Origin of the sequence: Achromobacter sp. JD417 (assembly GCF_041879325.1) — a bacterium.
Lineage (GTDB): Bacteria > Pseudomonadota > Gammaproteobacteria > Burkholderiales > Burkholderiaceae_B > Achromobacter > Achromobacter mucicolens.
Genome location: NZ_CP087159.1, coordinates 3,595,128 through 3,620,497 on the forward strand (window position 1 = coordinate 3,595,128; position 25,370 = coordinate 3,620,497).

The 25,370-nt window shown below is 66.1% G+C and carries 22 protein-coding genes and 1 tRNA gene; 11 read left to right on the forward strand and 12 right to left on the reverse strand.

All coding sequences use genetic code 11. The features are described from left to right. Positions 1–149: 149 nt before the first annotated feature. A tRNA-Leu gene (locus tag LN047_RS16575) sits at positions 150–236 on the reverse strand. 47 nt (positions 237–283) lie between these two features. Here LN047_RS16575 and dapC point away from each other — a divergent pair. The 5 genes from dapC to LN047_RS16600 all read left to right on the forward strand — a co-directional run bounded on the left by dapC (position 284) and on the right by LN047_RS16600 (position 6,397). Then, positions 284–1,480 carry a succinyldiaminopimelate transaminase gene (dapC, locus tag LN047_RS16580; protein WP_373979623.1) on the forward strand — a complete coding sequence of 399 codons (1,197 nt, stop codon included), beginning with the start codon at positions 284–286 and terminating at the stop codon, positions 1,478–1,480. A gap of 24 nt (positions 1,481–1,504) precedes the next feature. Continuing rightward, positions 1,505–2,326 (forward strand): 2,3,4,5-tetrahydropyridine-2,6-dicarboxylate N-succinyltransferase, encoded by an 822-nt coding sequence (gene dapD, locus LN047_RS16585; RefSeq protein ID WP_062840712.1) that lies wholly within the window; start codon positions 1,505–1,507, stop codon positions 2,324–2,326. Continuing rightward, positions 2,326–3,465, forward strand: coding sequence for a succinyl-diaminopimelate desuccinylase (gene dapE, locus LN047_RS16590; RefSeq protein ID WP_373979624.1), 1,140 nt, complete (start codon positions 2,326–2,328; stop codon positions 3,463–3,465). The genes dapD and dapE overlap by 1 nt, the downstream gene beginning before the upstream one ends. 95 nt (positions 3,466–3,560) lie before the next feature. Continuing rightward, positions 3,561–4,466, forward strand: a complete 906-nt coding sequence (gene prmB / locus LN047_RS16595) for a 50S ribosomal protein L3 N(5)-glutamine methyltransferase (protein ID WP_373979625.1) — start codon at positions 3,561–3,563, stop codon at positions 4,464–4,466. After that, positions 4,463–6,397 (forward strand): ABC-F family ATP-binding cassette domain-containing protein, encoded by a 1,935-nt coding sequence (locus tag LN047_RS16600; RefSeq protein WP_373979626.1) that lies wholly within the window; start codon positions 4,463–4,465, stop codon positions 6,395–6,397. The genes prmB and LN047_RS16600 overlap by 4 nt, the downstream gene beginning before the upstream one ends. A 140-nt stretch (positions 6,398–6,537) precedes the next feature. On the opposite strand, the gene LN047_RS16605 is transcribed toward LN047_RS16600, so the two are convergent. Genes LN047_RS16605 through LN047_RS16615 form a run of 3 tightly spaced genes read right to left on the reverse strand, consistent with a single transcriptional unit; the run spans position 6,538 to position 10,276 of the window. Then, positions 6,538–6,843, reverse strand: a complete 306-nt coding sequence (locus LN047_RS16605; RefSeq protein WP_056324424.1) for a chorismate mutase — start codon at positions 6,841–6,843, stop codon at positions 6,538–6,540. Positions 6,844–6,848: 5 nt separating this feature from the next. Beyond that, positions 6,849–9,143 (reverse strand): UvrD-helicase domain-containing protein, encoded by a 2,295-nt coding sequence (locus tag LN047_RS16610; RefSeq protein WP_056324422.1) that lies wholly within the window; start codon positions 9,141–9,143, stop codon positions 6,849–6,851. Further along, entirely contained in the window at positions 9,140–10,276 is a 1,137-nt protein-coding gene (locus LN047_RS16615) for a fatty acid desaturase (RefSeq protein ID WP_373982142.1), read from the reverse strand. The genes LN047_RS16610 and LN047_RS16615 overlap by 4 nt, the downstream gene beginning before the upstream one ends. Here LN047_RS16615 and LN047_RS16620 point away from each other — a divergent pair. Then, positions 10,196–10,372, forward strand: a complete 177-nt coding sequence (locus LN047_RS16620; protein WP_369818562.1) for a hypothetical protein — start codon at positions 10,196–10,198, stop codon at positions 10,370–10,372. The two genes, LN047_RS16615 and LN047_RS16620, sit on opposite strands and share 81 nt — an antisense overlap. 328 nt (positions 10,373–10,700) lie before the next feature. Then, a complete protein-coding gene (locus LN047_RS16625; RefSeq protein ID WP_373979627.1) occupies positions 10,701–11,096 on the forward strand; it encodes a hypothetical protein in 396 nt (131 codons plus the stop codon). Here LN047_RS16625 and LN047_RS16630 read toward each other — a convergent pair. Both LN047_RS16630 and purN read right to left on the reverse strand, forming a co-directional pair. Next, entirely contained in the window at positions 11,080–12,441 is a 1,362-nt protein-coding gene (locus LN047_RS16630) for an RsmB/NOP family class I SAM-dependent RNA methyltransferase (RefSeq protein ID WP_373982143.1), read from the reverse strand. The genes LN047_RS16625 and LN047_RS16630 overlap by 17 nt on opposite strands. 787 nt (positions 12,442–13,228) lie before the next feature. Then, positions 13,229–13,885, reverse strand: a complete 657-nt coding sequence (gene purN / locus LN047_RS16635) for a phosphoribosylglycinamide formyltransferase (protein ID WP_172802195.1) — start codon at positions 13,883–13,885, stop codon at positions 13,229–13,231. A gap of 157 nt (positions 13,886–14,042) precedes the next feature. Between purN and LN047_RS16640 the strand changes: the two genes are divergently transcribed. From LN047_RS16640 to coaBC, 4 genes are all read left to right on the forward strand, one after another. Beyond that, positions 14,043–15,008, forward strand: coding sequence for a bifunctional riboflavin kinase/FAD synthetase (locus LN047_RS16640; RefSeq protein WP_062840706.1), 966 nt, complete (start codon positions 14,043–14,045; stop codon positions 15,006–15,008). After that, a complete protein-coding gene (gene ileS, locus LN047_RS16645) occupies positions 14,998–17,865 on the forward strand; it encodes an isoleucine--tRNA ligase (protein WP_373979628.1) in 2,868 nt (955 codons plus the stop codon). Before LN047_RS16640 ends, ileS begins: the two co-directional genes overlap by 11 nt. Before the next feature lie 2 nt (positions 17,866–17,867). Continuing rightward, positions 17,868–18,398 (forward strand): signal peptidase II, encoded by a 531-nt coding sequence (lspA, locus tag LN047_RS16650; protein ID WP_062840705.1) that lies wholly within the window; start codon positions 17,868–17,870, stop codon positions 18,396–18,398. Between the two features lie 156 nt (positions 18,399–18,554). Further along, positions 18,555–19,751 carry a bifunctional phosphopantothenoylcysteine decarboxylase/phosphopantothenate--cysteine ligase CoaBC gene (gene coaBC, locus LN047_RS16655; protein WP_056324402.1) on the forward strand — a complete coding sequence of 399 codons (1,197 nt, stop codon included), beginning with the start codon at positions 18,555–18,557 and terminating at the stop codon, positions 19,749–19,751. Positions 19,752–19,918: 167 nt separating this feature from the next. On the opposite strand, the gene LN047_RS16660 is transcribed toward coaBC, so the two are convergent. The 6 genes from LN047_RS16660 to LN047_RS16685 all read right to left on the reverse strand — a co-directional run bounded on the left by LN047_RS16660 (position 19,919) and on the right by LN047_RS16685 (position 25,365). Then, positions 19,919–20,908, reverse strand: coding sequence for a tripartite tricarboxylate transporter substrate binding protein (locus LN047_RS16660; RefSeq protein WP_062840704.1), 990 nt, complete (start codon positions 20,906–20,908; stop codon positions 19,919–19,921). A 114-nt stretch (positions 20,909–21,022) separates the two neighbouring features. Further along, on the reverse strand, positions 21,023–21,712 hold the full coding sequence (locus tag LN047_RS16665) for an AroM family protein (RefSeq protein WP_373979629.1): 690 nt from the start codon (positions 21,710–21,712) through the stop codon (positions 21,023–21,025). Beyond that, the gene (locus LN047_RS16670) at positions 21,709–22,638 is read right to left on the reverse strand and encodes a DUF1177 domain-containing protein (RefSeq protein WP_373979631.1); all 930 of its coding nucleotides are present in this window, start codon (positions 22,636–22,638) and stop codon (positions 21,709–21,711) included. The genes LN047_RS16665 and LN047_RS16670 overlap by 4 nt, the downstream gene beginning before the upstream one ends. Continuing rightward, positions 22,635–23,339, reverse strand: coding sequence for a dipeptidase PepE (gene pepE / locus LN047_RS16675; protein ID WP_373979632.1), 705 nt, complete (start codon positions 23,337–23,339; stop codon positions 22,635–22,637). The genes LN047_RS16670 and pepE overlap by 4 nt, the downstream gene beginning before the upstream one ends. A 72-nt stretch (positions 23,340–23,411) precedes the next feature. Then, positions 23,412–24,179 carry an IclR family transcriptional regulator gene (locus LN047_RS16680; RefSeq protein WP_063955475.1) on the reverse strand — a complete coding sequence of 256 codons (768 nt, stop codon included), beginning with the start codon at positions 24,177–24,179 and terminating at the stop codon, positions 23,412–23,414. A 145-nt stretch (positions 24,180–24,324) separates the two neighbouring features. After that, a complete protein-coding gene (locus tag LN047_RS16685) occupies positions 24,325–25,365 on the reverse strand; it encodes a metal-dependent hydrolase (protein WP_373979633.1) in 1,041 nt (346 codons plus the stop codon). Between the last annotated feature and the right edge of the window lie 5 nt (positions 25,366–25,370).

Sequence of the window (25,370 nt, forward strand, 5' to 3'; positions counted from 1 at the left end):
CAATAAACGTCAGTACCGGGTGCGGATTAGCGGACGGCCGCAAGACGGAGGACGGCTCGGGGGAACGTGGGTTGAGCCGGAAGATTTGGCCAAATATCCCTGAAATGATAGGTCCGAAACCTAAATCACTGAAAACGTGGGAAGTTTGATGGTGCGAAGGAGGGGACTCGAACCCCTACACCTGTTACGGCGTCAGGACCTAAACCTGGTGCGTCTACCAATTTCGCCACCTTCGCAATAGGCCAAGCCCGCTATTGTAGCTTGCTTGTTAAAATCTTGCGTCATGAATCCGCGCCTCGATGCCCTGCACCCCTACCCGTTCGAAAAATTGCGCGCGTTGCTGGCTTCTGCCAGCTCGCAGCCGGACGGCATTACGCCCATCAATCTGTCGATCGGCGAGCCCAAGCACGCCGCGCCGGAACGCGTGGCGCAAGCCATTCGCGACGGCATGGCCGGGCTTTCCGTCTACCCGTCCACGAAGGGCGATCCGGCCCTGCGCCGGGCAATTTCGGAGTGGCTGGCGCGCCGCTACAGCATTCCGGCGCCCGATGCCGAAACGCAAGTGCTGCCGGCCCTGGGGTCGCGCGAGGCGCTGTTTGCGTTCACGCAGACCGTGATCGATCCCGCGGCCGGTTCCGTGGTGATCTGCCCCAACCCGTTCTATCAGATCTACGAAGGCGCCACGCTGCTGGCGGGCGCGACGCCCTATTTCGTCAATGCCGATCCGGTACGCAATTTCGGCGGCGACTGGAACCAGGTCCCGGAAGACATCTGGAAGAAGACGCGCCTGGTGTTCGTGTGCTCGCCGGGCAACCCTGCCGGCAACGTGATGTCGCTGCAAGAATGGGAAACGCTGTTCAAGCTGTCGGACCGCCATGGTTTCGTGATTGCGTCGGATGAATGCTATTCCGAGATCTACCTGGACGAGGGCGATCCCCCGCTGGGCGGATTGCAGGCGGCGCGGCGTCTGGGGCGGGACGACTACCGCAACCTGGTGGTGTTCTCCAGCCTGTCCAAACGGTCCAATGTGCCGGGCCTGCGTTCGGGCTTCGTGGCGGGCGACGCGGCGCTGATCGGCCGGTTTCTGCTGTATCGCACGTATCATGGCAGTGCGATGAGCCCCATCGTGTCCGCGGCCAGCATTGCCGCGTGGACGGACGAGGCGCACGTTAAGGAAAACCGCCGCCAGTACCGCGAGAAATTCGACGCGATGCTGCCCATCCTGCAAAAGGTACTGGATGTCTCGCGGCCGCAGGCTTCGTTTTATTTGTGGGCGGCAACGCCCGGCTCCGATACCGCATTCGTGCGCGACCTTTATGGCCGTACCGGTGTTACCGTGCTGCCAGGCAGCTTCCTCGCGCGCGAGGCCCACGGCATGAATCCGGGCCAAGGACGCATCCGCATCGCCCTGGTGGCGCCCTTGGCCGACTGCGTGCAGGCGGCCGAGCGCATCGCCCATTTTGTACATACTTCTGTTTGACCAACCTTTAAAAGCTGAGCCGCTATGACTCTCGACCTGCAGACCACCATTGAACAAGCCTGGGAAAACCGGGCCAACCTGTCGCCTATCGACGCCAGCGCCGAAGTGCGCGAAGCCGTTGAACACACCATCGACGGGCTGGATCTGGGCCGCCTGCGCGTGGCCGAGAAGATCAATGACGACTGGGTCGTGCACCAGTGGATCAAGAAGGCAGTGCTGCTGTCCTTCCGCCTGAACGACAACGCCATCATGGGCCAGGCGCCGCTGCAGTTCTACGACAAGGTGCCGCTCAAGTTCTCGGAATTCGGCGACAACGCATTCAAGCAAGGCGGCTATCGCGTGGTGCCGCCGGCCGTGGCCCGCCGCGGCTCGTTCATCGCCCGCAACGTGGTGCTGATGCCCTCGTACGTGAACATCGGCGCCTACGTCGACGAAGGCACGATGGTCGACACCTGGGCCACCGTCGGCTCGTGCGCCCAGATCGGCAAGAACGTCCACCTATCGGGTGGCGTGGGCATTGGCGGCGTGCTCGAGCCGCTGCAGGCCAACCCCACCATCATCGAAGACAACTGCTTCATCGGCGCGCGCTCCGAAGTCGTGGAAGGCGTGGTGGTCGAAGAGAACTCGGTGCTGGCCATGGGCGTGTTCCTGTCGCAAAGCACCAAGATCTACGATCGCGCCACCGGCAAGATCACCTACGGCCGCGTGCCCTCGGGTTCGGTCGTGGTGCCGGGCTCGCTGCCTTCGGCCGACGGCACGCACAGCCTGGCCTGCGCCGTGATCGTCAAGCGTGTCGACGCGCAGACCCGCGCCAAGACCAGCATCAACGACCTGCTGAGGGCTTGATGAGCAATTCGGCCGTACTGGATCTGGTCACGGACCTGATCGCCCGTCCCTCCGTCACGCCCGCCGACGAAGACTGCCAGGCCGCGATTGCCGCCCGGCTCGAACGCATCGGCTTCACCTGCGAGACCATCGCGCAGGGCGGCGTCACCAATCTGTGGGCCCGGCGCGGCAGCGCCGCGCCGCTGACGGTCTTCGCCGGCCACACCGACGTGGTGCCCCCGGGCCCGCGCGAGAAGTGGAACAGCGATCCCTTCGTTCCCACGGAACGCGACGGCTGGCTGTACGGCCGCGGGGCGGCCGACATGAAGAGCTCGATCGCCGCCTTCGTGGTGGCGGCCGAGGAATTCGTGGCGGCCCACCCGCAGCATGACGGCTCGATTGCCCTGTTGATCACGTCCGACGAAGAAGGCCCGTCCATCGATGGCACCGCCATCGTGTGCGACGCGCTCAAGGCGCGCGGCGAGCAGCTGGATTACTGCATCGTGGGCGAGCCCACGTCGGGCGATGTGCTGGGCGACACCTGCAAGAACGGCCGCCGCGGCTCCTTGTCGGGCAAGCTCACGGTCAAGGGCATCCAGGGGCACGTGGCCTATCCGCATCTGGCGCGCAACCCCGTTCACCAGCTTGCGCCGGCGCTGGCCGAGATCGTCAGCATTGAATGGGACCAGGGCAACGAGTATTTCCCGCCCACGACGTTCCAGGTGTCCAACCTGAACTCGGGCACGGGCGCGACCAATGTCGTGCCCGGCGAGGCCGTGGCGTTGTTCAACTTCCGCTTTTCCACGGCCAGCACGCCTGAAGGCCTGAAGCAGCAGGTTCACGCCGTGCTGGACAAGCACGGCCTGGAGTACGAGCTGGATTGGGAATTGGGCGGCGAGCCCTTCCTGACCCCGCGCGGATCCTTGACCGACGCGCTGGTGCAGGCGATTCACGCGGAAACCGGCGTGACCGCCGAGCTGTCGACCACCGGCGGCACGTCGGACGGCCGCTTCATCGCCAAGATCTGCCCGCAAGTCATCGAGTTCGGCCCCGGCAACGCCACGATCCACAAGGTCAATGAGCGCATCGAGGTCGCCTCGCTGGAACCGCTCAAGAACATCTATCGGCGCACGCTGGAAAACCTGCTGCTGCCCGCATGATGCCCGCGCCGGCGGGACGCCAGTCCCGCCGCGCTCGCTTTCCAGCCCCCTTTCAGGGGGCGTTTTTCCGTTTTCCCCCTGGGACGGTGATTTGAATGCCTGATACGAACGCAACCTCCCGCGACGAACTGCAGACCGTGCGCGACCTGATCCGCTACGGCGTTTCGCGCCTGAACGGCGCCCAGGTGTCGCTGGGACATGGCAGCGACAATGCCTGGGACGAGGCGGTCTACCTGACCCTGCACGCGCTGCACCTGCCGCTGGACACGCTGGATCCGTTCCTGGATGCACGCGTCGTGCGCGAAGAGCGCGAGCGTGTGCTGGACCTGCTGGACCGTCGCGTGGCCGAGCGCGTGCCCGCCGCGTACCTGACGAACGAAGCCTGGCTTCGCGGCCACCGGTTCTATGTGGACAAGCGCGTGATCGTGCCGCGCTCGCCCATCGCCGAGCTGCTGGACGAGGGGCTGTCGCCGTGGGTGCAGGATGCGCTGGCCGTGGAAAACGTGCTGGACATGTGCACCGGCTCCGGCTGCCTGGCGATCCTGGCGGCGCTGGCCTTCCCGTACGCGCACGTGGACGCGGTGGACGTGTCCGCCGACGCCCTGGAAGTCGCGCGCCGCAACGTCGACGACTACGGGCTTGCCGACCGCCTGGACCTGCACGAAAGCAACCTCTTCGACGCCCTGCCCGCGCGCGAATACGACGTGATCGTCTGCAATCCGCCCTACGTGAACAGCGGCTCGATGCGCGCCCTGCCCCAGGAATACCTGCACGAACCGCAGCTGGCGCTTGCCGGCGGCGACGACGGCATGGACCTCGTGCGCCGCATTCTGCAAGCCGCTCCGCAATACCTGTCGGAGAACGGCGTGCTGGTGCTTGAAATCGGCCATGAGCGCGATTTCTTCGAGGCCGCCTTCCCGCAGTTGTCGCCCGTCTGGCTGGACACCGAGGAAGCCTCGGACCAGCTTCTGATGCTTACCCGCGAGCAACTGAGCCTGTGATACGCGCCAATGGATTGACCCTGCGCCGCGGCACGAAAGTGCTGCTGGACGGCGCCGAATTTGTCGTGAACCCGGGGGAGCGGGTAGGCATCGTGGGCAAGAACGGCGCGGGCAAGTCCTCGCTGTTTGCGCTGCTGACCGGCGCGCTGGACGCCGACGCGGGCACGTTGTTGCTGCCTGCCGGCTGGCGCATCGCCAGCGTCGAGCAGGAACTGCACGCGGACGACCGCCCTGCCCGCGAGTTCGTGATCGACGGCGACACGCATCTGCGCGCATTGCAGGCGCAGCGCGCGGCGCTGTCCGACGACCAGGGCACGCAGATCGCCGAAGTGGAAGCCGCGCTGGTGGAAGCCGGCGCCTGGAGCGCGGCCTCCCGTGCCGAGCAACTCCTGGCCGGCCTGGGCTTCAAGCCTGCCGAATGGACGCAACCGGTCGAGAGCTTTTCGGGCGGCTGGCGCATGCGCCTTGCGCTGGCCCGCGCGCTGATGGCCCCGTCCGAGCTGTTGCTGCTGGACGAACCCACCAACCACCTGGATCTGGACGCGATGCTGTGGCTGGAGAAATGGCTGGCCGCCTATGAAGGCACCGTCATGCTGATCTCCCACGACACCGAGTTCCTGGACGCGGTCGCGCGGTCGATCCTGCATTTCGACCATGCCAAGCTGACGCGGTATCGCGGCGGCTATGGCGACTTCCTGACGCAGCGCGCCGAGCGCCTGCGCCAGTCCAGCATCGCCTACGACCGCCAGACACGCGAGGCGGCCCGCCTGCAAGGCTTCATCGACCGCTTCAAGGCCAAGGCGTCCAAGGCCAAGCAGGCGCAGAGCCGCGTGAAGGCGTTGGCGCGCATGCAGGTGCTGGCGCCGCTGCAAGCGGAAGCCGGCATCGATATTCGCATCCCCTCCCCCGACCAGGTGCCGGATCCGCTGCTGACGCTTGAGCATCTGTCGGCGGGCTACACGGACGCCGAAGGCAATGCCGTGCCCATCCTGCGCGATGTGACGCTGATGGTGCGCGCGGGCAGCCGCGTGGGCGTGCTGGGCGCCAACGGCGCCGGCAAGAGCACGCTGATCAAGACCCTGGCCGAGGAACTGCCCGTGCAGGCCGGCGAGCGCCGCGCCTCGCGCGGTCTGGCGATCGGATACTTCCACCAGCACCAGCTCGACATGCTGGACGTGGACAGCACGCCAATCGCGCACCTGGCCCGCCTGGCGCCCGAGGCGCGCGAGCAGGAACTGCGCAATTACCTGGGCGGTTTCGGTTTCTCGGGCGATACCGTCACCAGCAAGGTCGGCCCGATGTCGGGCGGCGAAAAGGCGCGCCTGGCGCTGTCGCTCATCGTCTGGCAGAAGCCCAACCTGCTGCTGCTGGACGAGCCCAGCAACCACTTGGACGTCGAGACGCGCGAAGCCTTGGCCACCGCCCTGGCAGACTTCGGCGGCAGCATGCTGCTCGTGTCGCACGATCGCCATCTGCTGCGCACCACCGTGGACAGCTTCTGGATCGTGGCGGACGGCGCGGTGCGCGAGTTCGACGGCGACCTGGAGGACTACCGCGACTGGCTGGCCGCGCGCAATGCGGACGAACGCGCCGAGGCCCGGGAAAACGCCGAAACCGGCAGTGACTCAGTCGTCGATCGCAAGGCGCAGCGCCGCGCCGAAGCCGAACATCGGCAACGCCTGTCCGCCCTGCGCAAGCCGCTGGAGTCCAAGCTGGCCAAAGTGGAATCCGAAATGGAAAAGCTGCGGGGCAAGCTTGCGGCCCTGGACGCGGTGATTGCCGATCCGGACCTGTATTCCGACGCGCGTCGCGCCGAACGCCAGAAGGTCATGGCGGACCACGGCGAACACGGCAAGCGCATGGGGGAACTGGAAGAGCAGTGGCTGGAGCTGCAGGGCTCGCTGGAAGAGATCGACCAGAGCGAAGCCTGACCCAAAAGAAGCGGGCCCACCTACAAGCGGGCTTCAAATAGAAACCGGCCCCGAATTGGGGCCGGTTTTTTTGGGCTAGCTGTCTTCGGCTGGCCTATACCCGCGCCCTTGCCTGACGGGCCACGGATGCGCGCCTGCCGTTACGAGTAAGGACGCTCGCGCAGGCGGGTGTGGTTGTCGATCACGGTGTCGATCACTTCGCGCAGGATGGTCTCGGCCAGATCGGGCGGCACGCCGGCTTCCAGTGCCAGGCGCCGGATGCGCTCGACCTGCTGGGCCTCGCGCCTGGGGTCCACCAGATCCATCCCGTGGTTGGTTTTCAGTTCGCCGATCATGTCCGTGCAACGGAACCGCACACCCAGCAGCAGCATGATCTGCTGGTCGATCTCGTCGACTTCGGCGCGCAGGGACGCCAGCTCGGCTTTGGGGGAATCGTTGTTGGCCATATGTATCAACCCTGAACAATGTCGAGCTTGGCGATGCCGAGCGCCAAAGTCTTGGCGCCGACATCGCGGAAGTGGATTTCCGCCTGGGCGTCCTGTCCCGCGCCGCTCAGGCCGATGATCGTGCCGTCGCCGAAACGCGCGTGACGCACACCCTGCCCCACACGATACTGCTTGTCGCCCACCGTGACGCCGGTAGCGACACCGCGGGGTTGACGCGGCGCAATGGTGTTGGTCGGCTTGCGGCCAAAGGCATCGCCGCGGTTGCCGCCGCCCCACCCCGCACCCGTCGCGCTGACCGGGGCCAGCCCGGCCTTGGGGGTCAGCCACTTCAGGTGCTGCTCGGGAATTTCATCCAGAAAGCGCGAGCGCATGGCGTATCGCGTCTGGCCATGCAGCATCCGGCTTTGCGCCAAGCTGATGTACAGGCGCTGCCGCGCGCGCGTGATCGCCACGTACATGAGGCGGCGCTCTTCTTCCAGGCCGGCCGGCTCGAGGATGCTGTTCTCGTGCGGGAACAGCCCTTCCTCCAGGCCGGTGATGAACACGGCGTCGAATTCCAGGCCCTTGGCGGCATGCACCGTCATGAGCTGGACGGCATCCTGGCCTTGCTGGGCCTGGTTGTCGCCGGCCTCGAGCGCCGCATGCGACAGGAACGCGGCCAGGGGCGTCAGGTTGTCGCCTGCCACTGCAGGCGCGTCCACCACACCCGGCATGAGCGTGGAGGACGTGTCACCGTCAGGCACTTGGCCGGCGGGCATGCCGTCGTAGTTTTCCTCGGACGCAAACACCGCCGCGGCCGTGATGAGTTCGTTCAGGTTTTCCAGCCGTTCGGCGCCTTCGCGCTCGGCCTTGTAGTGGGCGTTCAGGCCGCTGGCCTCGAGCATGTGCTCGACCATTTCGGGCAGCGGCAGCTCGCGGGTTTCTTCGATGAGCCGATGAATCAGCTGCGCGAACTGGGCCAGATTGGATCCGCCCTTGCCCGCAACCCGCGCCACCGCGCCATACAGGCTGGTGTCGTGCTCGCGCGCGGCATCGGCCAGCTGTTCGAGCGTGCGTGCCCCGATCCCGCGCGTGGGGAAATTGACCACCCGCATCCACGACGTATCGTCGTGCGGATTGGCCATCAGGCGCAGGTAGGCCAACGCGTGCTTGATTTCCTGGCGTTCGAAAAAGCGCAGGCCGCCATACACCTTGTACGGGATGCCGGCCGAGAAAATGGCGTGCTCGATGACGCGCGACTGCGCGTTGCTGCGATACAGCACGGCGATTTCCCGGCGGTCGCTGCCTTCATGGATAAGGGAACGGATCTCGTCCACGATCCACTGCGCTTCCATGCCATCGGACGGCTGCTCGATGACGCGCACCGGTTCGCCCTCGCCCTGGTCGGTCCAGAGATTCTTGCCCAGGCGTCCCGAGTTGTGACCGATGAGCGCATTGGCCGAATCCAGGATATGACCGTACGAGCGGTAGTTCTGCTCCAGGCGGATCACGGTGCCATGCGCATAGTCGCGCTCGAAGTCAGCCATGTTGCCGACGTTGGCGCCGCGGAAGGCGTAGATGGATTGGTCGTCGTCGCCCACGGCGAAGATGGCCGCGCCACCGCCCGCCAGCAGGCGAAGCCACTTGTATTGCAGCGTGTTGGTGTCCTGGAACTCGTCGACGAGGATGTGGCGGAACCGGCGCTGGTAGTGCTCGCGCACGGGCGCGTTACGCGACAGCAGCTCATAGGCGCGCAGCAGCAGCTCGGCAAAGTCCACCACGCCTTCGCGTTGGCACTGCGCTTCGTAGAGCTGGTAGATCTCGATCAGGCGGCGGCGGTGCGCGTCGTAGGCTTCGACGTCGGCGGGGCGCAGGCCCTCTTCCTTGGCGCCGTTGATGAAGCGCTGCACATCGCGGGGCGGGTACTTTTCGTCGTCCACGCCGTTGGCCTTCATGAGGCGCTTGATGGCCGCAAGCTGGTCCGTGACGTCCAGGATCTGAAAGCTCTGCGGCAGGCCAGCGTCGCGGTGATGCGCGCGCAGCATGCGGTTGCAAAGGCCGTGGAACGTGCCGATCCAGAGGCCGCGCGTATCGATCGGCAGGATGGCAGACATACGCGCCAGCATCTCGCGGGCTGCCTTGTTGGTGAACGTGACCGCCAGAAGCCCAAAAGGCGAAGCCTGGCCGGTTTGAATCAGCCAGGCCATGCGGGTGGTGAGCACCCGGGTCTTGCCGCTGCCCGCCCCGGCCAAGACCAGGGCGTGCTGCGGTTCTAACGTTACTGCGGCGCGTTGTTCAGGATTGAGCTTCTCTAGCATCATGCCGCGTAGCGGCGCAGATGTTGAGCGAACTGCTCAAGCCCAGCGATGCCGCTTTGCTGGGCGCGCTGGCACCAGGCCTGCAGGTCATGAAGAAGTTGTTCGCTGCTGGCGCTGGAGCTTTCCCAGATGCGGCCGAGTTCACGGCGCATCTGCACCAGCGTCGACAGCGACTTGTTCTGGGCAATGGCCTTGTCCACGGCAGCCAGTTGCTCGGGCTGCAGGATTTCTTCGTTGCGGTGGATGGCACGGCGCACGCTGTGCAGCTTGGTGTAGCCGCATTCGGCGTTGCCTTCCTGGCGCGAGGACTTCAGCTTGGCCAGTTCTTCGCGGGCGGCGCTCTTGATCACGTCCGCATAGCGGGCCATGACTTCGTAGCGGTGCGTGATCACGCCTTGCAGCGTGCGCAGGTCGATGCCCGTGCGGGAGTCGTCCAGCTTGAGCTTGGGCGCAACCTTCTTGATCTTGGCCAGGCCGAAGAACTTCAGGATGTTGATGTAGCACCAGCCGATGTCGAACTCATACCACTTGGCCGAGAACTTGGCGGACGTGCCGTGGGCATGGTGGTTGTTGTGCAGCTCTTCGCCGCCGATCACGATGCCCCACGGGAACACGTTGGTGCTGGTGTCCGGGCTGTTGTAGTTGCGGTAGCCCCAGAAGTGGCCGATGCCGTTGACGACGCCGGCGGCCCAGAAGGGAATCCAGGCCATCTGGACAGCCCAGACGGTGACGCCGATGGCGCCGAACAGGGCGATGTCGATGGCGAGCATGGTCAGCACGCCCCACAGGCTGTGCTTGCTGTAGACGTTGCGCTCGAGCCAGTCGTCAGGCGTGCCGTGGCCGAACTTGGCCATGGTTTCCTTGTTGTTTGACTCTTCGCGATACAGCTCCGCGCCGCGGAACAGGACCTTCCAGATGCCGAACAGCATGGGCGAGTGCGGATCACCTTCTTTTTCGCATTTGGCGTGATGCTTGCGGTGAATGGCCACCCATTCCTTGGTGACCATGCCGGTCGTCATCCAGAGCCAGAAGCGGAAGAAGTGCATGACAGCCGGATGAAGATCCAGACCGCGGTGCGCTTGGCTGCGATGGAGAAAAACCGTGACCGCAACAATCGTGATGTGCGTCACGACCAAAGTGAAAACGACGATCTGCCACCAAGAAGCTTGGGTCAGGCCGCCGGCAATGAAGGAGAGGATGTAATCCATAAAGCTGTTATGAGCCTCGCATGAGAAGTGGCTGAAAGTTTAGCTTACCTTAGCCGTCTGATGACAATCTAGTTTCAAAATAGTTATTGAGAGAAATCAAGGACTAAGCCGCGGTTTTGACCAAAAAAGCCGCGCTCGCGGCGCTTTGGGCGCACGCAGAGCCTTCAACGGCGCCATTCCGGTGTCCACGCCCCCCCGGGAGGGAGAGCTGCGACTTTCGCAACGGCACCGGGTTTTGGCTACATTTGGCGATTAAAGTTCCAGTCAGGCAAGCCCGCCGTCTTGAAGACGCCACGATAGCCGGGCACACTGCCCGCCGTCGCGCCCCAAAACTGTCTCTTTTGTCCCACTAATGTCCCTGAATCTAACGCGTCACCGTTTTTTCATCGCCCTCGCCACGCTTGGCGTGGGGTTTTCGGCCTCTGCCCAGGCGCAAACGCTGAAGTCCGGAGACGTTGCCGTCCTGGCCTCTTACTATGAGATTCGTGGTTCGGACTGCCTGGCGTTGCGGGCGCCGCGCGTCGCGATCACCCAGATGCCGACGCTGGGCAAGGCCAGCATCCTGCAGACGCGCGGACAATCCAACGATTCCGGGCGCTGCGCCTACAAGTCGGTGCCGGTGGCACAGGTGGTCTACCAGGCTGACCGGCCGGGCTCCGACACCCTGTCCTGGGAAGTGAAGTACCAGAACAAGACGATCGGAACCCGCCGCTACAGCGCGACGGTAGGGGTCACGCCGGGTCCTTGACGCCGGCTTCTTCCTGCAAGGCCGTTTCGGCGCCGGCTTCCTCGGCGGCCACCGGCTCGGCAAGCTTCGCATCCTTGGCGTCTTCGGCGCTTTCCGAAGCTTCAGCAGCACCGGTAGCCGCTGCCTTCTTCTTGCGCTCGAACACGGCGGCAAAGAACCCGTCGGTGCCGTGCACGTCCGGGCGCAACTGCACGTAAGGACCTTCCAGCTTCAAGGTCTCGCACCGGGCGCCCAGGATTTCGGCGGCGTCCACGCGTTCGAAATCCGGGTGGCTGGCGAGAAACCGGTCGGCCTGGACTTCGTTCTCTTCGGCCAGCAGGCTGCACGTGGCGTAGACCAGACGCCCGCCGGGCGCGACGCAGCGCGCCGCGCTGTTCAGGATGCGCTCTTGAAGCTGACCCAGTTCAGCCAGCGCCTCGGGGTGCTGACGCCATTTCAGGTCCGGATTGCGGCGCAGGGTGCCGATGCCGCTGCAGGGCGCATCGACCAGCACGCGCTGCGCCTTGCCTGCCAGGCGCTTCACGCGCGCATCGTTTTCATTGTCGATCACCACCGGCACGACATTCGACAGGCCGCTGCGCGCAAAACGGGGCTTGGCGCGCGCCAGCCGGGCCGCCGAGACATCAAAGGCGTACAGACGACCGGTCGAACGCATCAGCGCACCCAGAAGCAGCGTCTTGCCGCCCGCGCCCGCGCAGAAATCGATGATCATCTCACCGCGCCGGGGAGCGACCAGGAGCGCGAGCAACTGGCTGCCTTCGTCCTGGACTTCGATGCTGCCGTTCTCGAATTGGGGCCACCGGTTGATGGCGGGCCGCCCTTGCATGCGGATGCCCCACGGCGAAAAAGGCATCGCCGTCGGCTCATAGCGGCCCGCGCTTTGCTGCAGTTCGGCCAGCATGGCATCGCGCTCGGTCTTGAGCGGGTTCACGCGCAAGTCCAGGCTGGCCTGACGGTTCAAGGCCTCGACCAGCGTGTCCGGGCTTTCCATGGCGCTCAGGCGCTCGTCGAGCCAATCGGGAATGCTGCCACGCACGGCGCGGGGCAAGGTTGCCACGTCGATGCGCGACACACGCTGCAGCCATTCGGCTTCGGCCGCGTCCATGCCCTCTTGCAGAGGTTCTGCGCCCACCGTGGCATTCAGACCCAGGATGGCCAGGCGGCGCGAAGCGGGGCCGACGCCGCTTTCCGCGTATTGGCGGTAACGGCGAAGGTGACGCAGCACGTCATAGACGGCCTCTGCGACTTCGGAGCGGTCGCGCGCGCCCAGGTTCGGGTGGTGGCGCAGCCAATGCGACAGCGCAGCGTCGGCCGGATAGGTCCATTGCAGGATCTCGCCCAGCACGCGCTGCACCTGGTCGATGCGGATGGCGCCGTGCGAGAGGCGCGGGCGGTTGGATTGGGGCTTTTGCGGGGCGTGATCGCCGCTGCGGTGTTCGCCACGTTGACCGCTGGAGGCACGGGAATCGAACGAACGGGAATCCGGACGGCCTTGCCCTTCGCGGCGGTCCTGGCCATACGAATTGCGGTCACCGCCACGGGCTTCGCCGCGGTCCTGCCCATACGAACCGCGGTCGCCGCCGCGACCCTCGCCGCGCTGTCCGCCGAAGGACGAGCGCGAATCCGGGCGGCCCTGGCCTTCGCGGCGATCCTGGCCGTACGAATTGCGGTCGCCGCCGCGGCCTTCGCCACGCGGCCCGCCGAAGGACGAGCGCGAATCCGGGCGGCCCTGGCCTTCGCGGCGATCCTGGCCGTACGAATTGCGGTCGCCGCCGCGGCCTTCGCCACGCGGCCCGCCGAAGGACGAGCGCGAATCCGGGCGGCCCTGGCCTTCGCGGCGATCCTGGCCGTATGAATTGCGGTCGCCACCGCGGGCTTCGCCGCGGTCCTCGCCGTAGCCGCCGCGATCGCCACCGCGATCGTCACGGGCGCGGTCGCCGGATTCGGACCGGTCGCGGGGCGCCGGCTTGCGGGCGTCGCCCTTGGGGCGGGAGAAGAAGGATCGGCCGTCGCGGCCTTCCGTGGCGGCGCCGAAGGAGCCGGCCAGCCGGGAACGCGGGGATTGGGGTTTGGTCATGGTGTAGTCCAGTGGGGCGCAGGCGCTCGCGCCCGATAAATGCTTTTCAGGCCGTTCAGACGGCCGGCGTCCAGGAAAAAAGGCGCACGGGGTCGCCCTGGACGGCCACGCGGTGATCGTTTGTCAGGGTAACCCGGCCTTCGGCCAGCCAGCGAACGGCAGCCGGAAAAGCCTGGTGTTCGACGGCCAGCACGCGCTCGGCCAGCAACTCCGGAGTGTCGCCGGCCAGGACCGGCACGCAACCCTGGGCAATGATGGGGCCGTGGTCCAGGACCGGCGTGACGAAGTGCACGGTACAGCCATGCACGCGCACGCCCGTCGCCAGGGCCTGGGCGTGCGTATGCAGCCCCGGAAACGCGGGCAGCAAGGAAGGATGGATGTTGACCAGGCGCCCGGCGTAGTGATTCACGAAGCCGGGCGTGAGCACCCGCATGAATCCGGCCAGGATGACGTAGTCGGGCTCGTACCGGTCGATTTCGGCAGCCAGCGCGGTGTCGAAGGCTTCGCGGCTGGCATAGTCCTTGTGATACAGGGCGGCCGTGGGGATACCCTGGCCGGCAGCCCATTCGAGGCCAGCGGCGTCTGGACGGCTGGCGATGACAGCGGCAATTTCCGCCGGCCAGGATTCGTCGCGGCAGGCCTCGGCCAGCGCCTGCATGTTGCTGCCCCGTCCCGAGATCAGGATGACGAGGCGGCGCTTGATAGAAGATATTTCCGGCAAGATGAAGAATTCCAAGGGAACTCGGGCGGTCCGCCCCCGTGATCCGGATTCGGAAAAGGGCCCGCGCGCGCAGCGCGGAAGCGCCGGCGCGAGAGAACGCTGGCGGGATACGAACAAACCCGTAATCCAAAATTGTAAACTCTCGCTCGTGAAACCATCGCTGCGTATCTACCGATCCCTGCCCCCGCCCGACCGGCGCGCCCCTTGCGCGCTGACGATCGGCAATTTCGACGGCGTCCATCGCGGCCATCAGGCCATGCTTGCCCGCGTCTGCCAGGTGGCCCGCGAACGCGGTCTCACCCCGGCCGTGATGACCTTCGAGCCGCACCCGCGGGAGTATTTCGCCACCCTGAATCAGCGTCCGGAGCTGGCGCCGACCCGCATTTCCGGGCTGCGCGACAAGCTGGCCGCGCTGGCACGCTACGGCATCACGCAGGTCGTGGTCGAGCGCTTCAATGCCCGGCTGGCCGAAATGTCGGCCAATGCCTTCATCGAACACTTGCTGGTGCAGGGCTTGCAGACCAAATGGCTGCTGGTGGGCGAGGACTTCCGTTTCGGGCACAAGCGCAGCGGCGACATCGATCTGCTGCGCGAGGCCGGCATGGTGCATGGTTTCGAGGTCCAGACGCTGGCCGATGTCACGGACCGCCAAGGCCACCGCATTTCCAGCTCCGAGGTCCGCACCGCGCTGGCGGTGGGCGACCTGGAGCGCGCCCGTCATCTGCTGGGACACCCCTTCCATATCAGCGGCCACGTCATCCACGGCCAGAAGCTTGGCCGGACCCTGGGCTATCCCACGATGAACCTGCGCGTGGCCGAAAGATGCGCCGCGCGTTCGGGCATCTATGTGGTGCAGGTTCACGGGTTGGCGGACCGCGCGCTGCCTGCGGTTGCAAGCCTGGGCGTGCGGCCGACGGTCGAGGACCGCGGCAGAGTGCTGCTTGAGTCACACTTGCTCGATGAGACCGTCAACGCATACGGTAAACTCGTGCGCATCGAATTCCTGCAAAAGCTGCGGGACGAAGAAAAATTTCCTGATCTCCCTTCCCTGACTGCCGCCATCGCCGAAGACGCGCGAAACGCGCGCGCCTATTTTGCCGTTCATGGACTATAAAAAGACCCTCAACCTGCCCGATACTCCCTTCCCCATGCGGGGCGACCTCGCCAAGCGCGAGCCCGCCTGGATTGCGCAATGGGAGGAAAACCACGTCTACCAGGCGATCCGTGCGGCCAGCCGCGGCCGGCCCCGCTTCGTCCTGCATGACGGCCCGCCCTATGCGAACGGCGACATTCACATCGGCCACGCGGTCAACAAGATCCTGAAGGACATCATCGTCAAGAGCCGCAACATGGCCGGCTACGACGCGCACTACGTGCCGGGCTGGGATTGCCACGGCATGCCCATCGAGATCCAGATCGAAAAGAAGTACGGCAAGCACCTGCCCGTGGCAGAAGTGCAGTCCAAGGCACGGGCCTACGCGCTCGAGCAGATCGACCGCCAGCGCAAGGACTTCAAGCGGCTGGGCGTCCTGGGCGAATGGGATCGTCCGTACATGACGATGAACTACAGCAACGAGGCCGACGAGATCCGCGCCTTGGGCCGTATCCTGGACAAGGGCTACGTATTTCGCGGCCTGAAGCCCGTGAACTGGTGTTTCGACTGCGGCTCGGCGCTTGCCGAAGCCGAGGTGGAATACGCCGATCGCGTGGACCCGGCTGTCGACGTGGCCTTCCCGTTTGCCGAACCCGCCAAGCTGGCCAAGGCCTTCGGCCTGGAATCGGTCGAAGACGGCGCCATCGTGATCTGGACGACCACGCCCTGGACCATCCCGTCCAACCAGGCGCTGAATGTGCATCCGGAAATCGAATACGCGCTGGTGCGGGTCACGTCCGAAATCACGCCCAAGTTCGGCCCCCTGCTGCTCATCGCCAAGGAACGCGTCGAAGACTGCCTGAAGTCCTGGGCACTCGAAGGCGAAGTCATCGCCACGGCGCCCGGCCAGGCGCTGTCCGGCATTGAGTTCCGCCACCCGCTGGCGCAGTTCAACGCCGCCTACGACCGCAAGGCGCCCGTCTACCTGGGCGACTACGTCACGGCCGACTCCGGCACTGGCGTGGTGCATTCGGCGCCTGCCTACGGTATCGAGGACTTCATGTCGTGCAAGGAGCACGGCATGAAGGACACCGACTTCATCAGCCCGGTCATGGGCGACGGCAAGTACGTCGAGAGCCTGGCGCTCTTTGGCGGCCTGTCGATCTGGGACGCGAATCCCAAGATCGTCGAGGCCCTCAAGGAAGCCGGCGCGCTGATGCACGTCGAAAAGCACAAGCACAGCTACATGCACTGCTGGCGCCACAAGACGCCCATCATCTACCGCGCGACCAGCCAATGGTTCGCCGGCATGGACGTCGCGCCCAAGGATGGCAACCCGACCCTGCGCGAAACGGCGCTGGCCGGCATCGACGCCACGGCGTTCTACCCTGCCTGGGGCCGCGCCCGCCTGCATGCCATGATCGCCAACCGCCCGGACTGGACCCTGTCGCGTCAGCGCCAGTGGGGCGTGCCGATGGCGTTCTTCGTCCACAAGGAAACCGGCGAGCTGCATCCGCGCACGTCCGAGCTGCTTGAGCAGGTGGCGCAGCGCGTGGAACAAGGCGGCATCGAGGCCTGGCAGGCGCTTGATCCCCGCGAGCTTCTGGGCGACGAAGCCGATCAATACGAAAAGAACCGCGACACGCTCGACGTGTGGTTCGATTCGGGCAGCACGCACGCCACGGTGCTGGGCGGCAAGGACGGCGAATTCGCCGGCTCGCACGGCGCCGAACTCGGCTGGCCCGCCGATCTCTACCTGGAAGGCTCGGACCAGCATCGCGGCTGGTTCCATTCGTCGCTGCTCACCGGCTGCATGCTCTACGGCCAGCCGCCCTACAAAGCCCTGCTGACGCACGGCTTCGTCGTGGACGGCCAGGGCCGCAAGATGAGCAAGTCGGTCGGCAACGTGATTGCCCCGCAGAAGGTGTCCGACTCCCTGGGCGCCGAAATCCTGCGTCTGTGGGTCGCGTCCACCGATTATTCCGGCGAGCTCTCCATCTCGGACGAAATCCTCAAGCGCGTCGTGGAAGGCTATCGCCGCATCCGCAACACGCTGCGCTTCCTGCTGGCCAACCTGGCCGACTTCGACGCGGTGTCGCAATCGGTGCCCTACGGCGAGCTCTTCGAGATCGACCGCTACGCGCTCGCCATGACGGCGCAGATGCAGTCGGAAGTCCAGGCGAACTACGAGCGCTACGATTTCCATCCGGCCGTCTCGCGCCTGCAGACCTTCTGCTCCGAAGACCTGGGCGCGTTCTATCTGGACATCCTGAAGGACCGCCTGTACACGTCCGCGCCGGACAGCCGCGCGCGCCGCTCGGCGCAGACGGCCCTGCTGGATGTGACGCAGACGCTGCTCAAGCTGATGGCGCCCATCCTGTCGTTCACGGCCGAAGAGGCCTGGAAGGAACTGGCGGCCTCGGCCCTGAAGAACCAGGCCGATGCGGCCCGCACGACGATCTTCACCGAGGTCTATCACGTGCTGCCGCCGTTTGCCGACGCCGAGACGCTGATGGCCAAGTGGGCGCGCCTGCGCGCCATCCGCGCCGAGGTCCAGCGCAAGCTGGAAGAAGTGCGCACGGCGGGCGACATCGGTTCGTCGCTGCAAGCCGAGGTCGACCTGTACGCCAACGGCGAAGATCAGCAATTGCTGGCCAGCCTGGGCGACGACCTGCGTTTCGTGCTGATTGTCTCGCGCGCCACCGTGCACGCTGGCGAAGGCGAAACCCGCATCGAGGTCACGCCGTCGGCTCACAAGAAGTGCGAACGCTGCTGGCACTGGCGCCTTGACGTGGGCCAGGACGCCGATCATCCCGAGATCTGCGGCCGCTGCGTGTCCAACCTGTTCGGCTCGGGCGAAGCCCGCGACAAGGCTTGAACATGGCCCGCCCCTCCGAACACGGGGTGACGGACGCCGCCCCCGCCCGCGCCGCGCCGGCGCGCGTGGGCGGCTGGCTGGCGCTGGCCTTGCTGATCATCGTGCTGGACCAGTTGACCAAGATCTACTTCAACACGGCCTTCCAGTACGGCGAGCGCGTCAACATCCTGCCTTTCTTTGACTTCACGCTGGTGTTCAACCGCGGGGCAGCCTTCAGCTTCCTGGCCTCCGAAGAAGGCTGGCAGCGCTGGCTCTTCACCGGCCTGGGTTGCGTTGCGGCGGTGGTCATCGTCTGGATGCTGCGCCGCACGCACGGCCAGCCGCGCTTTTGCCTGGCGCTGACGCTGATCCTGGGCGGCGCCATCGGCAACGTCATCGACCGCGTGGTGTATGGCCACGTGGTGGACTTTCTGCTCTTCTACTGGAACGACTGGCAGTTCCCCGCCTTCAACCTCGCCGACGTCGGCATCACCTGCGGCGCGGTGCTGCTGGTGCTGGACGAACTGCTGCGCGCCCGCAAGCCGCAAGCATGACAAAAGGGGGGCATGTTGCCCCCCTTTCGTTTCCAGCGGTTTTCGTCTGCATTGATGCCCCCTCTAATCCATGACGAACGGCGCGTTGCGGCAATGCAGAATAAAATCCCTTTCAATTCCTCGTTTACACGGCGCTGAACCCGCCGCCCTGCCCTCATGCTCGATCTCGCCCGCAAACGCATCGTCCTCGGCCTGACCGGGGGCATCGCCTGCTACAAAATCGCCGAGCTGGTGCGGCGCCTGACCGAACAAGGCGCCACGGTGGACGTGGTGATGACCGAGGCGGCCACGCACTTCATCACGCCCGTCACCATGCAGGCGCTGTCGGGCCGCCCCGTGTTCGTGGACGCCTGGGACGCCCGGGTGCCCAACAACATGGCGCACATCGACCTGACGCGCGGCGCGGACGCCGTGCTGATCGCACCCGCCAGCGCCGACTTCATGGCAAAGGTGGCGCACGGACTGGCCGACGACCTGCTGTCCACGCTCTGTCTGGCGCGTGCCTGTCCGCTGCTGGTGGCGCCAGCCATGAATCGCGAGATGTGGGCCAACCCGGCCACGCAGCGCAACGTCGAAACCCTTCGCGGCGACGGCGTCACGGTGCTGGGACCCGCGGCGGGCGAACAGGCCTGCGGCGAGACCGGCGATGGCCGGATGCTGGAAGCGCATGAGCTCCTGACCGACCTGATCGCCTTCTTTCAGCCCAAGCTGCTTGCCGGCCGCCACGTGCTGCTGACCGCCGGCCCCACGTCCGAACCCGTGGACCCGGTGCGCGTGCTGAGCAACCGGTCATCCGGCAAGACGGGCTACGCGCTGGCGCGCGCCGCGCGCGAAGCCGGCGCCCGCGTCACGCTGATCACTGGCGCGACCTTCCTGCCCATTCCTCGCGGCGTGACCGCCCTGCCCGTCATGACCGCCCGCCAGATGCACGACGCCGTCATGGCCAGCGTGGGCGACGCGGACATCTTCATTGCCGTGGCCGCCGTGGCCGACTGGCGCGTGAAAAACGTCAGCACGCAAAAGCTCAAGAAAACCAGCGAAGGCGGCGGCGCGCCGGTCATGGAATTTGAACCCAATCCGGACATCCTGGCTGAAGTGGCCAAGCTTGAGAACGGCCCGTGGTGCGTCGGCTTTGCCGCCGAAACCGAAAAACTGGCCGAGCATGCTGAAGCCAAGCGCACGCGCAAGGGCATTCCGCTGCTGGTGGGCAATCTGGCGCACAAGGTGATGGACGCCGACACCACCGAGCTGGTGCTGTTCGATGCCCAAGGCACCCACCCGCTGCCGGCCGGCAACAAGCTGGACGCCGCGCGCCGTCTTATCGCCGAAATCGCGGCGCGCATGCCAGCCTGACCGAGGCATCTCGGATACCCCGGCTTGCATTAAGGCGCGCCGGCTTATCCGGCGCGACGCATCAAAAAAAACGCCAGTCCCGAAAGGGTCTGGCGTTTTGCTTTATGGCGACTTTCGCGACCATGGCGACCAAGGCGACCATGGCGACTGGAGCCGCCACCCGCGCGTTACTGCTCCAGGCTGATGTTCGCGGCCTTGACGATGTCCGCCCATTGCTTGCGGTCATTGTCCAGGAATGCGCTGAACTTCTCCGGCGTCATGCCGGTCACGGGCTCCGAACCCAGGCCAGCCATTTTCTCGACGAGTGCCGGTTGCTTCAGCACGTCCTGCAGCGCGGCGTAATAGGCGGCCAGCACGTCCGCGGGCAGACCGGCGGGCGCGAAGACACCTTGCCACGTCGGCATGTCAAAGCCCTTCAGGCCCTGCTCGTCAAGCGTCGGCACGTTGGGCAACTGGGCGGCGCGCTTGATCGAGGCGACGGCAATCGCCTTGACCTTGCCTTGCGAAGCCAGCGGCGCGGCGGTCGAGATGTTGTCCATCGTCATGGCGATGTGGCCGCCGAGCAGGTCGGTGATGACCGGCGCGGCGCCGCGGTAGGCGGCGTGCGGCACTTTCACGCCCAGCTTGTACAGCATGGTCTCGGCGATCAGGTGGTTCGAGATGCCCACGCCCGCGGTGCCGTAAGTGGCCGTCGGCGTCTTCTGGAAGTATTCCTTCAGTTCGGCCAGATTATTGGCGGGCACGTCCTTGTTGACGATGACCACATTGGGCTGCACGGCAGCCAGCGTGATGGGCGTGAAGTCGGTGGGCTTGTAGTTCGTGCCCTTGGGATTCAACACGTGGGTGATGGCCATGGAACCGGCGGCGGCAATGCCGATGGTGTAGCCGTCGGCGGGCGCTTGGCTCAGGCGGTACGCCATGATGTTGCCACCGGCGCCGGCCAGGTTTTCGACCACGACGGGTTGACCCAGGCGGGCCGACAGCGGCTCGGCCAGCAGGCGGGCCAGCGTGTCGGCCGAACCGCCCGGCGCAAAGCCCACGAGCAGGCGCACGGGTTTGGCAGGCTTCCAGGCGTCGGCGGCATGGGCCGGGGCAGCCGAGAGCGCGGCAACGGCGAACAGTGCGCCAGCGGCGCGGTGCAGGGTACGGCTGATCATGAAAAAAACTCCCAACAGTTGATTGACGAAGTCGGCTTCGTCTCCTCTCGCCGCTCGCCCGAAGCGGCCGAGCGAGTCCGTGCGGCCAGAGCTTCGGGATTACGTCCGGCGGCGTTATTCCAGTATTTGTGCCAGGGCCTGGGCCACCAGGCGGTTGGACAGCAGCACGGGGCGCCTCGACCCATGCGCCACGGCATCGCGCATGCGCTGCGCGTAGCCCATGCAATGCATGACGATCAGGTCGCAGGACGCCAGTTCGCGCCCGGCTGCCTCGAAGTTGCGGGCGGCCTGCTGCGCGTCGGCCTCGTAGGGCGTGGCGTGCACGACCTGCGTTTCGCATTCCAGCGGCACGGCCATGTGAAAGGCGTCGACCTGGGCCTCAAGCGGAACGACCAGCCCGACCTTGCGGCAGTGCTGCGCAAGGCCAGCAACAAGGTGGTCCACGACCTGCTGCGGCTCCACCACCAGCGTGCGCATGGGCGCGATGGCCGTGCCGGTGCACAGCGGCACCAGCACGTCGTACCCCTGCCCGTCGGCCTCTCGCATCACGTGCGCCAGCCGGGCCTCGGCGGCCGCGGCGTCCAGTTCGATCTGAGAACCGTCGCGCAGGCGCGTGGCAAAGCGGTATTCGCGGGGCCGCGGCGCCAGCGCGGCCAGCCCCGCAGCGTCCAGGCCGTCCAGCGCGCCGAACTCGTCGATGCGCACGTGGGCGCCCAGCACGGGCGCCATCTCGGGCACGACGTCGCTGCGCGGAGATTGACCTATCGTGAAGAACGCGACGCGGCGCGGTGTGCGGGCGCTCATTGCGCGGCTCCGTCTTCGCGGCCCACGGTCTGCAAGTGCGCCATCGAGCCATAGCGGGCCTGCAGCGCGTGCCACTCGGCGTCGTCGAAGAAGCTCATGGCGCGCTGGCCGTACAACTTGGCGATCTCGATGCAGAAGCGCATGGCGACGTCCGCGTCCACGGCGTTGGTCACGCCCGTGGCGCAACCGGGCACGGTGGTCTGCGCGGTCAACGCCACGCCGACGACCGGCGCGTCCGTGACGATAGCCGGCTGCATCAGCGAATTGACGTGCCACAAGCCGTTTTCGTAGGGCGTGATGTCCTGGGTGGTCAACGGCAGCGTGACCGGCAGCTCACCGCTGACCCAGCCCATGACGTCGAGCATGGTTTCGGGGATGCGCAGCAGGTAGCCCTGCTTGGCCACCGGGGTCAGCGCCACGCCGCGCTTGTTGACCAGGCGGTTGCCACGCGTGGTGTCCACCGACAGGATCGCGTCCATGCGCGGATCCACCTCGTGCGACATCATCTCGCGCATGGGGAACGGCGAGCGCATCATCGGCACTGGATGATGCGGCCGCGTGCCGGCGCGCGGGCAGATGTGCGTGCGGATGCGGACCGTGCCGGGCAGTACGTCGCCCTGCTGCGCCATCGCCATCAGCTTGAGCGCGGCGGCGATTGCGACGACGGCGCCGTCGCTGTCGGACACCAGGCCCGTCACCGCGGGGCGCGCGCCGATGCCGCCCAAGCGGCCCACGATGCCCAATTGCGGGGCCGAGGCATCCGCGCCGGGAATCACGATGGACAGGAAGTCGGTGGCAAGACCGTCACGCTCCAGGTGCGTGACCTGCACTTCGCAATGGCCGGCGTCGCGCAGCGCCTGCGCCACGGACTCGCCCGTGACGTGCGCGGACGACAGCAATTCAATGACGTCGATGACCTGCTTCATGCCGGGATTTCCACGGGGCCGGGACGGAACATGCGCGGTTCCTCGCGCCCCAGAAAGAGCGGCGCATCGTGCGGACCGACCAGCGCGATGTTTTGGCCGCGCACGCGCAGACCGGCGCCTTCGGGCAGGCCGAGCACCGGCATGGCCGGATTCAGCGTGCAGAACTCGGCCAGACGCTGGGCGCGCGTTTCGCCGCGGTGGCCCGGAGGGTGCGCGTTGGTGTAGTGCGGGTTGATCTGGAAGGACAACAGGCCCAGCGCATCAAAGCCTTGCGGGTCGGTGATGGGCATGTCGTTCGTCGTGCAGATGGTGGGACACGTCAGGTTGGAGCCCGCGCTCCAGCCCAGATAGGCCGCACCCGCGCGCACACGCCGCGTCACGACCTCGATCAGGCCCTGGCGGCGCAGTTGGCCCAGCAGATTGAACGTGTTGCCGCCGCCGACGATGATGACCGACGCGGCCTCCAGCGCGGCAACGGGATCTTCGGCCGTGTGCAGGCCCTGGATGGCGAGGCCCGTGTCGGCCAGCGCGGACGAGACCAGCGCCGTGTAGTCGTCCCAGTTGCGCGTGACCCCGGCGTACGGCACGAATACGGCCGGCGCGCCTTGCGGCAGGGATTCAATCAGTTCGCGGATGTCCGGCATGGCGTGCACCAGGTAGCCGGCGTCGCTGCTGGAATTGCTGAGGAGCAGAAGGTTCATGGAATTCAGAGTCCGAAGGGGTAAGGGTTCTGGGGCGCGGCGCATTGCGCCCGGCGCCGTGAATTCAGGCGGTCAGTTCAACCAGTAGGGATCGTTCAACTCGCGGCCCAGCGCGCCCACCTGCTGCAGGACCGATTCGCGCAGCACGGCCACGCGCGCCTCGTCGGCCTGGAAGGAGACGAACGACAGGCATAGCCCGCGCAGCTCGCCGGTGGCCGGGTCGCGCACGGCGGCGGCCACGGCGCCGATGCCGGGCATGGCCTGGTCGATGGCGACCCCGCAATGGTCGGCGCGCGTTTGCGCCACCAGGCGAGCCAGGTCGCCCACGGTGGCCGGGCAGTCGCGCCCTTCGACGGGCAGTGGCTGGGCCGGGTCGGCGCCGTAAAGCGCTTCAAATTCAGCATCGGTCAGGCGCGACAGCAACGCGCGCCCCATCGCGGTGCCGGACGCGGCACGGCGCGAGCCGGGCGGCGACAGCACCTGCACCGGGTGCGAGCCATTCAAGCGTTGCAGCACGACGGTTTCACGCTGGTTGAGCGTGGAGAGATAGGCGGTCAACCCGCTGTCGTCGGACAAGCGGGCCAGCACGCCGCGGCAGGCTTCGTCCAGCGGCGTGGCGGCCATGCCGGCGCGCACCGCCTGCGCCAGCAGCGCGCCGGGGCGGTAGCGGCGCGTGGCCGCGTCCTGGTCGAGCAGGCCGTAGTTCTGCATCTGGTTCAACAGGCGCGACGCCGTGCTTTTGGGCATGGACAGCCGCGCCGCGACCTCCGTGAAGCTCAATTCCGCCGCGCCTTCCGCGTAGAGCGAGAGCACGCGCTGGACGCCGTCAAGAATACTCATGCTTGTTCCATAAAACGGAACCTAAGTTCCTTATTAGAGAACAAGAATAATGCAAGCGATGGAAACAGGTCAATACGGCCCCGGAAAGTGAAAGGCCCCCGCATTCGCGGAGGCCTTCAAAATGCCGACGAGTATCCGGCGGGTCTTATTTCGTGGCCAGCTCGGACCATTGCGCCAACGGCAAGGGCGGGTGCGCATCCAGGATGCGGCCGAGCACCAGCTTCATTTCATCCCAGCCGCCGCGGTTGGTGGGCCAGACCGACGGTGTGATGGCGTTCCACGCGCCGTCCGGCGCACGCTCGGCCATCTTGAAGCGGAACGTGTAATGCCCTGCCATGCCCATGCGCAGATCCGACACCACCAGCGCATCGTCGATGACGTCGTAGCGTAGCCAGTCGTCCGTGAACCAGCGCAAGCGTTCATGCAGCGGCACACCGGCCAGGACGCGGCCCGCCTCCAGGTTGAGCGGCAGCCGCACCCATTCCGGCGGATGGCGATCAAAGATGCTGCTGACCGATTCGTAATAGCTGCCATCGCCACTCTTGGCGATCACCCGCCACACCAGCGTGTTGAACGGCATGGGGATGGCCCGCACCTGCGTAACTGCAATGCCCTGCGCCTGCATCACCTCGTGCACGCGCTGCTCGGCCGCCATCCTGCCTGCCAGCCCGAAGCCCAGATAAGCGGTGCTGAACACCAGCGCCCCCACCAGCACGCGCCGCGCGATGCGGGTCATGCCGGCGATGACCGCAAACACGACGCCTATGAGCAGCGGCACGGTGTACACCGGATCAATGATGAAGACGGACGACCAGCTCTCCGGCGTCAGCGCGAGCGGCCAGAACAACTGGGTGCCGTATACCGTGAAGGCATCCAGGATGGGATGCGTGATCAGCACCAGCCATATCGTCAGAAAGAGCCGCCGCCCGCCATAGGGCGCATTGGGCCAGAACCTGCGTATCAGCCACGCCAGCAACATCGCAAGGCCGGTCAGCACGAACACGGAATGCGAAAAGCCCCGGTGATACGTCATGAGCGACACCGGATCCGGATAGCGCATCAGGACGTCCAGATCCGGCAGGGTGGCCAGCGCCGCGCCATAGACAAGGGCGCGTCTGCCCTGCACGCGCCCCAGCATGGCGCCCTGGATGCCGGCGCCCAGCACCGCTTGTGTAACTGAATCCATGTTTC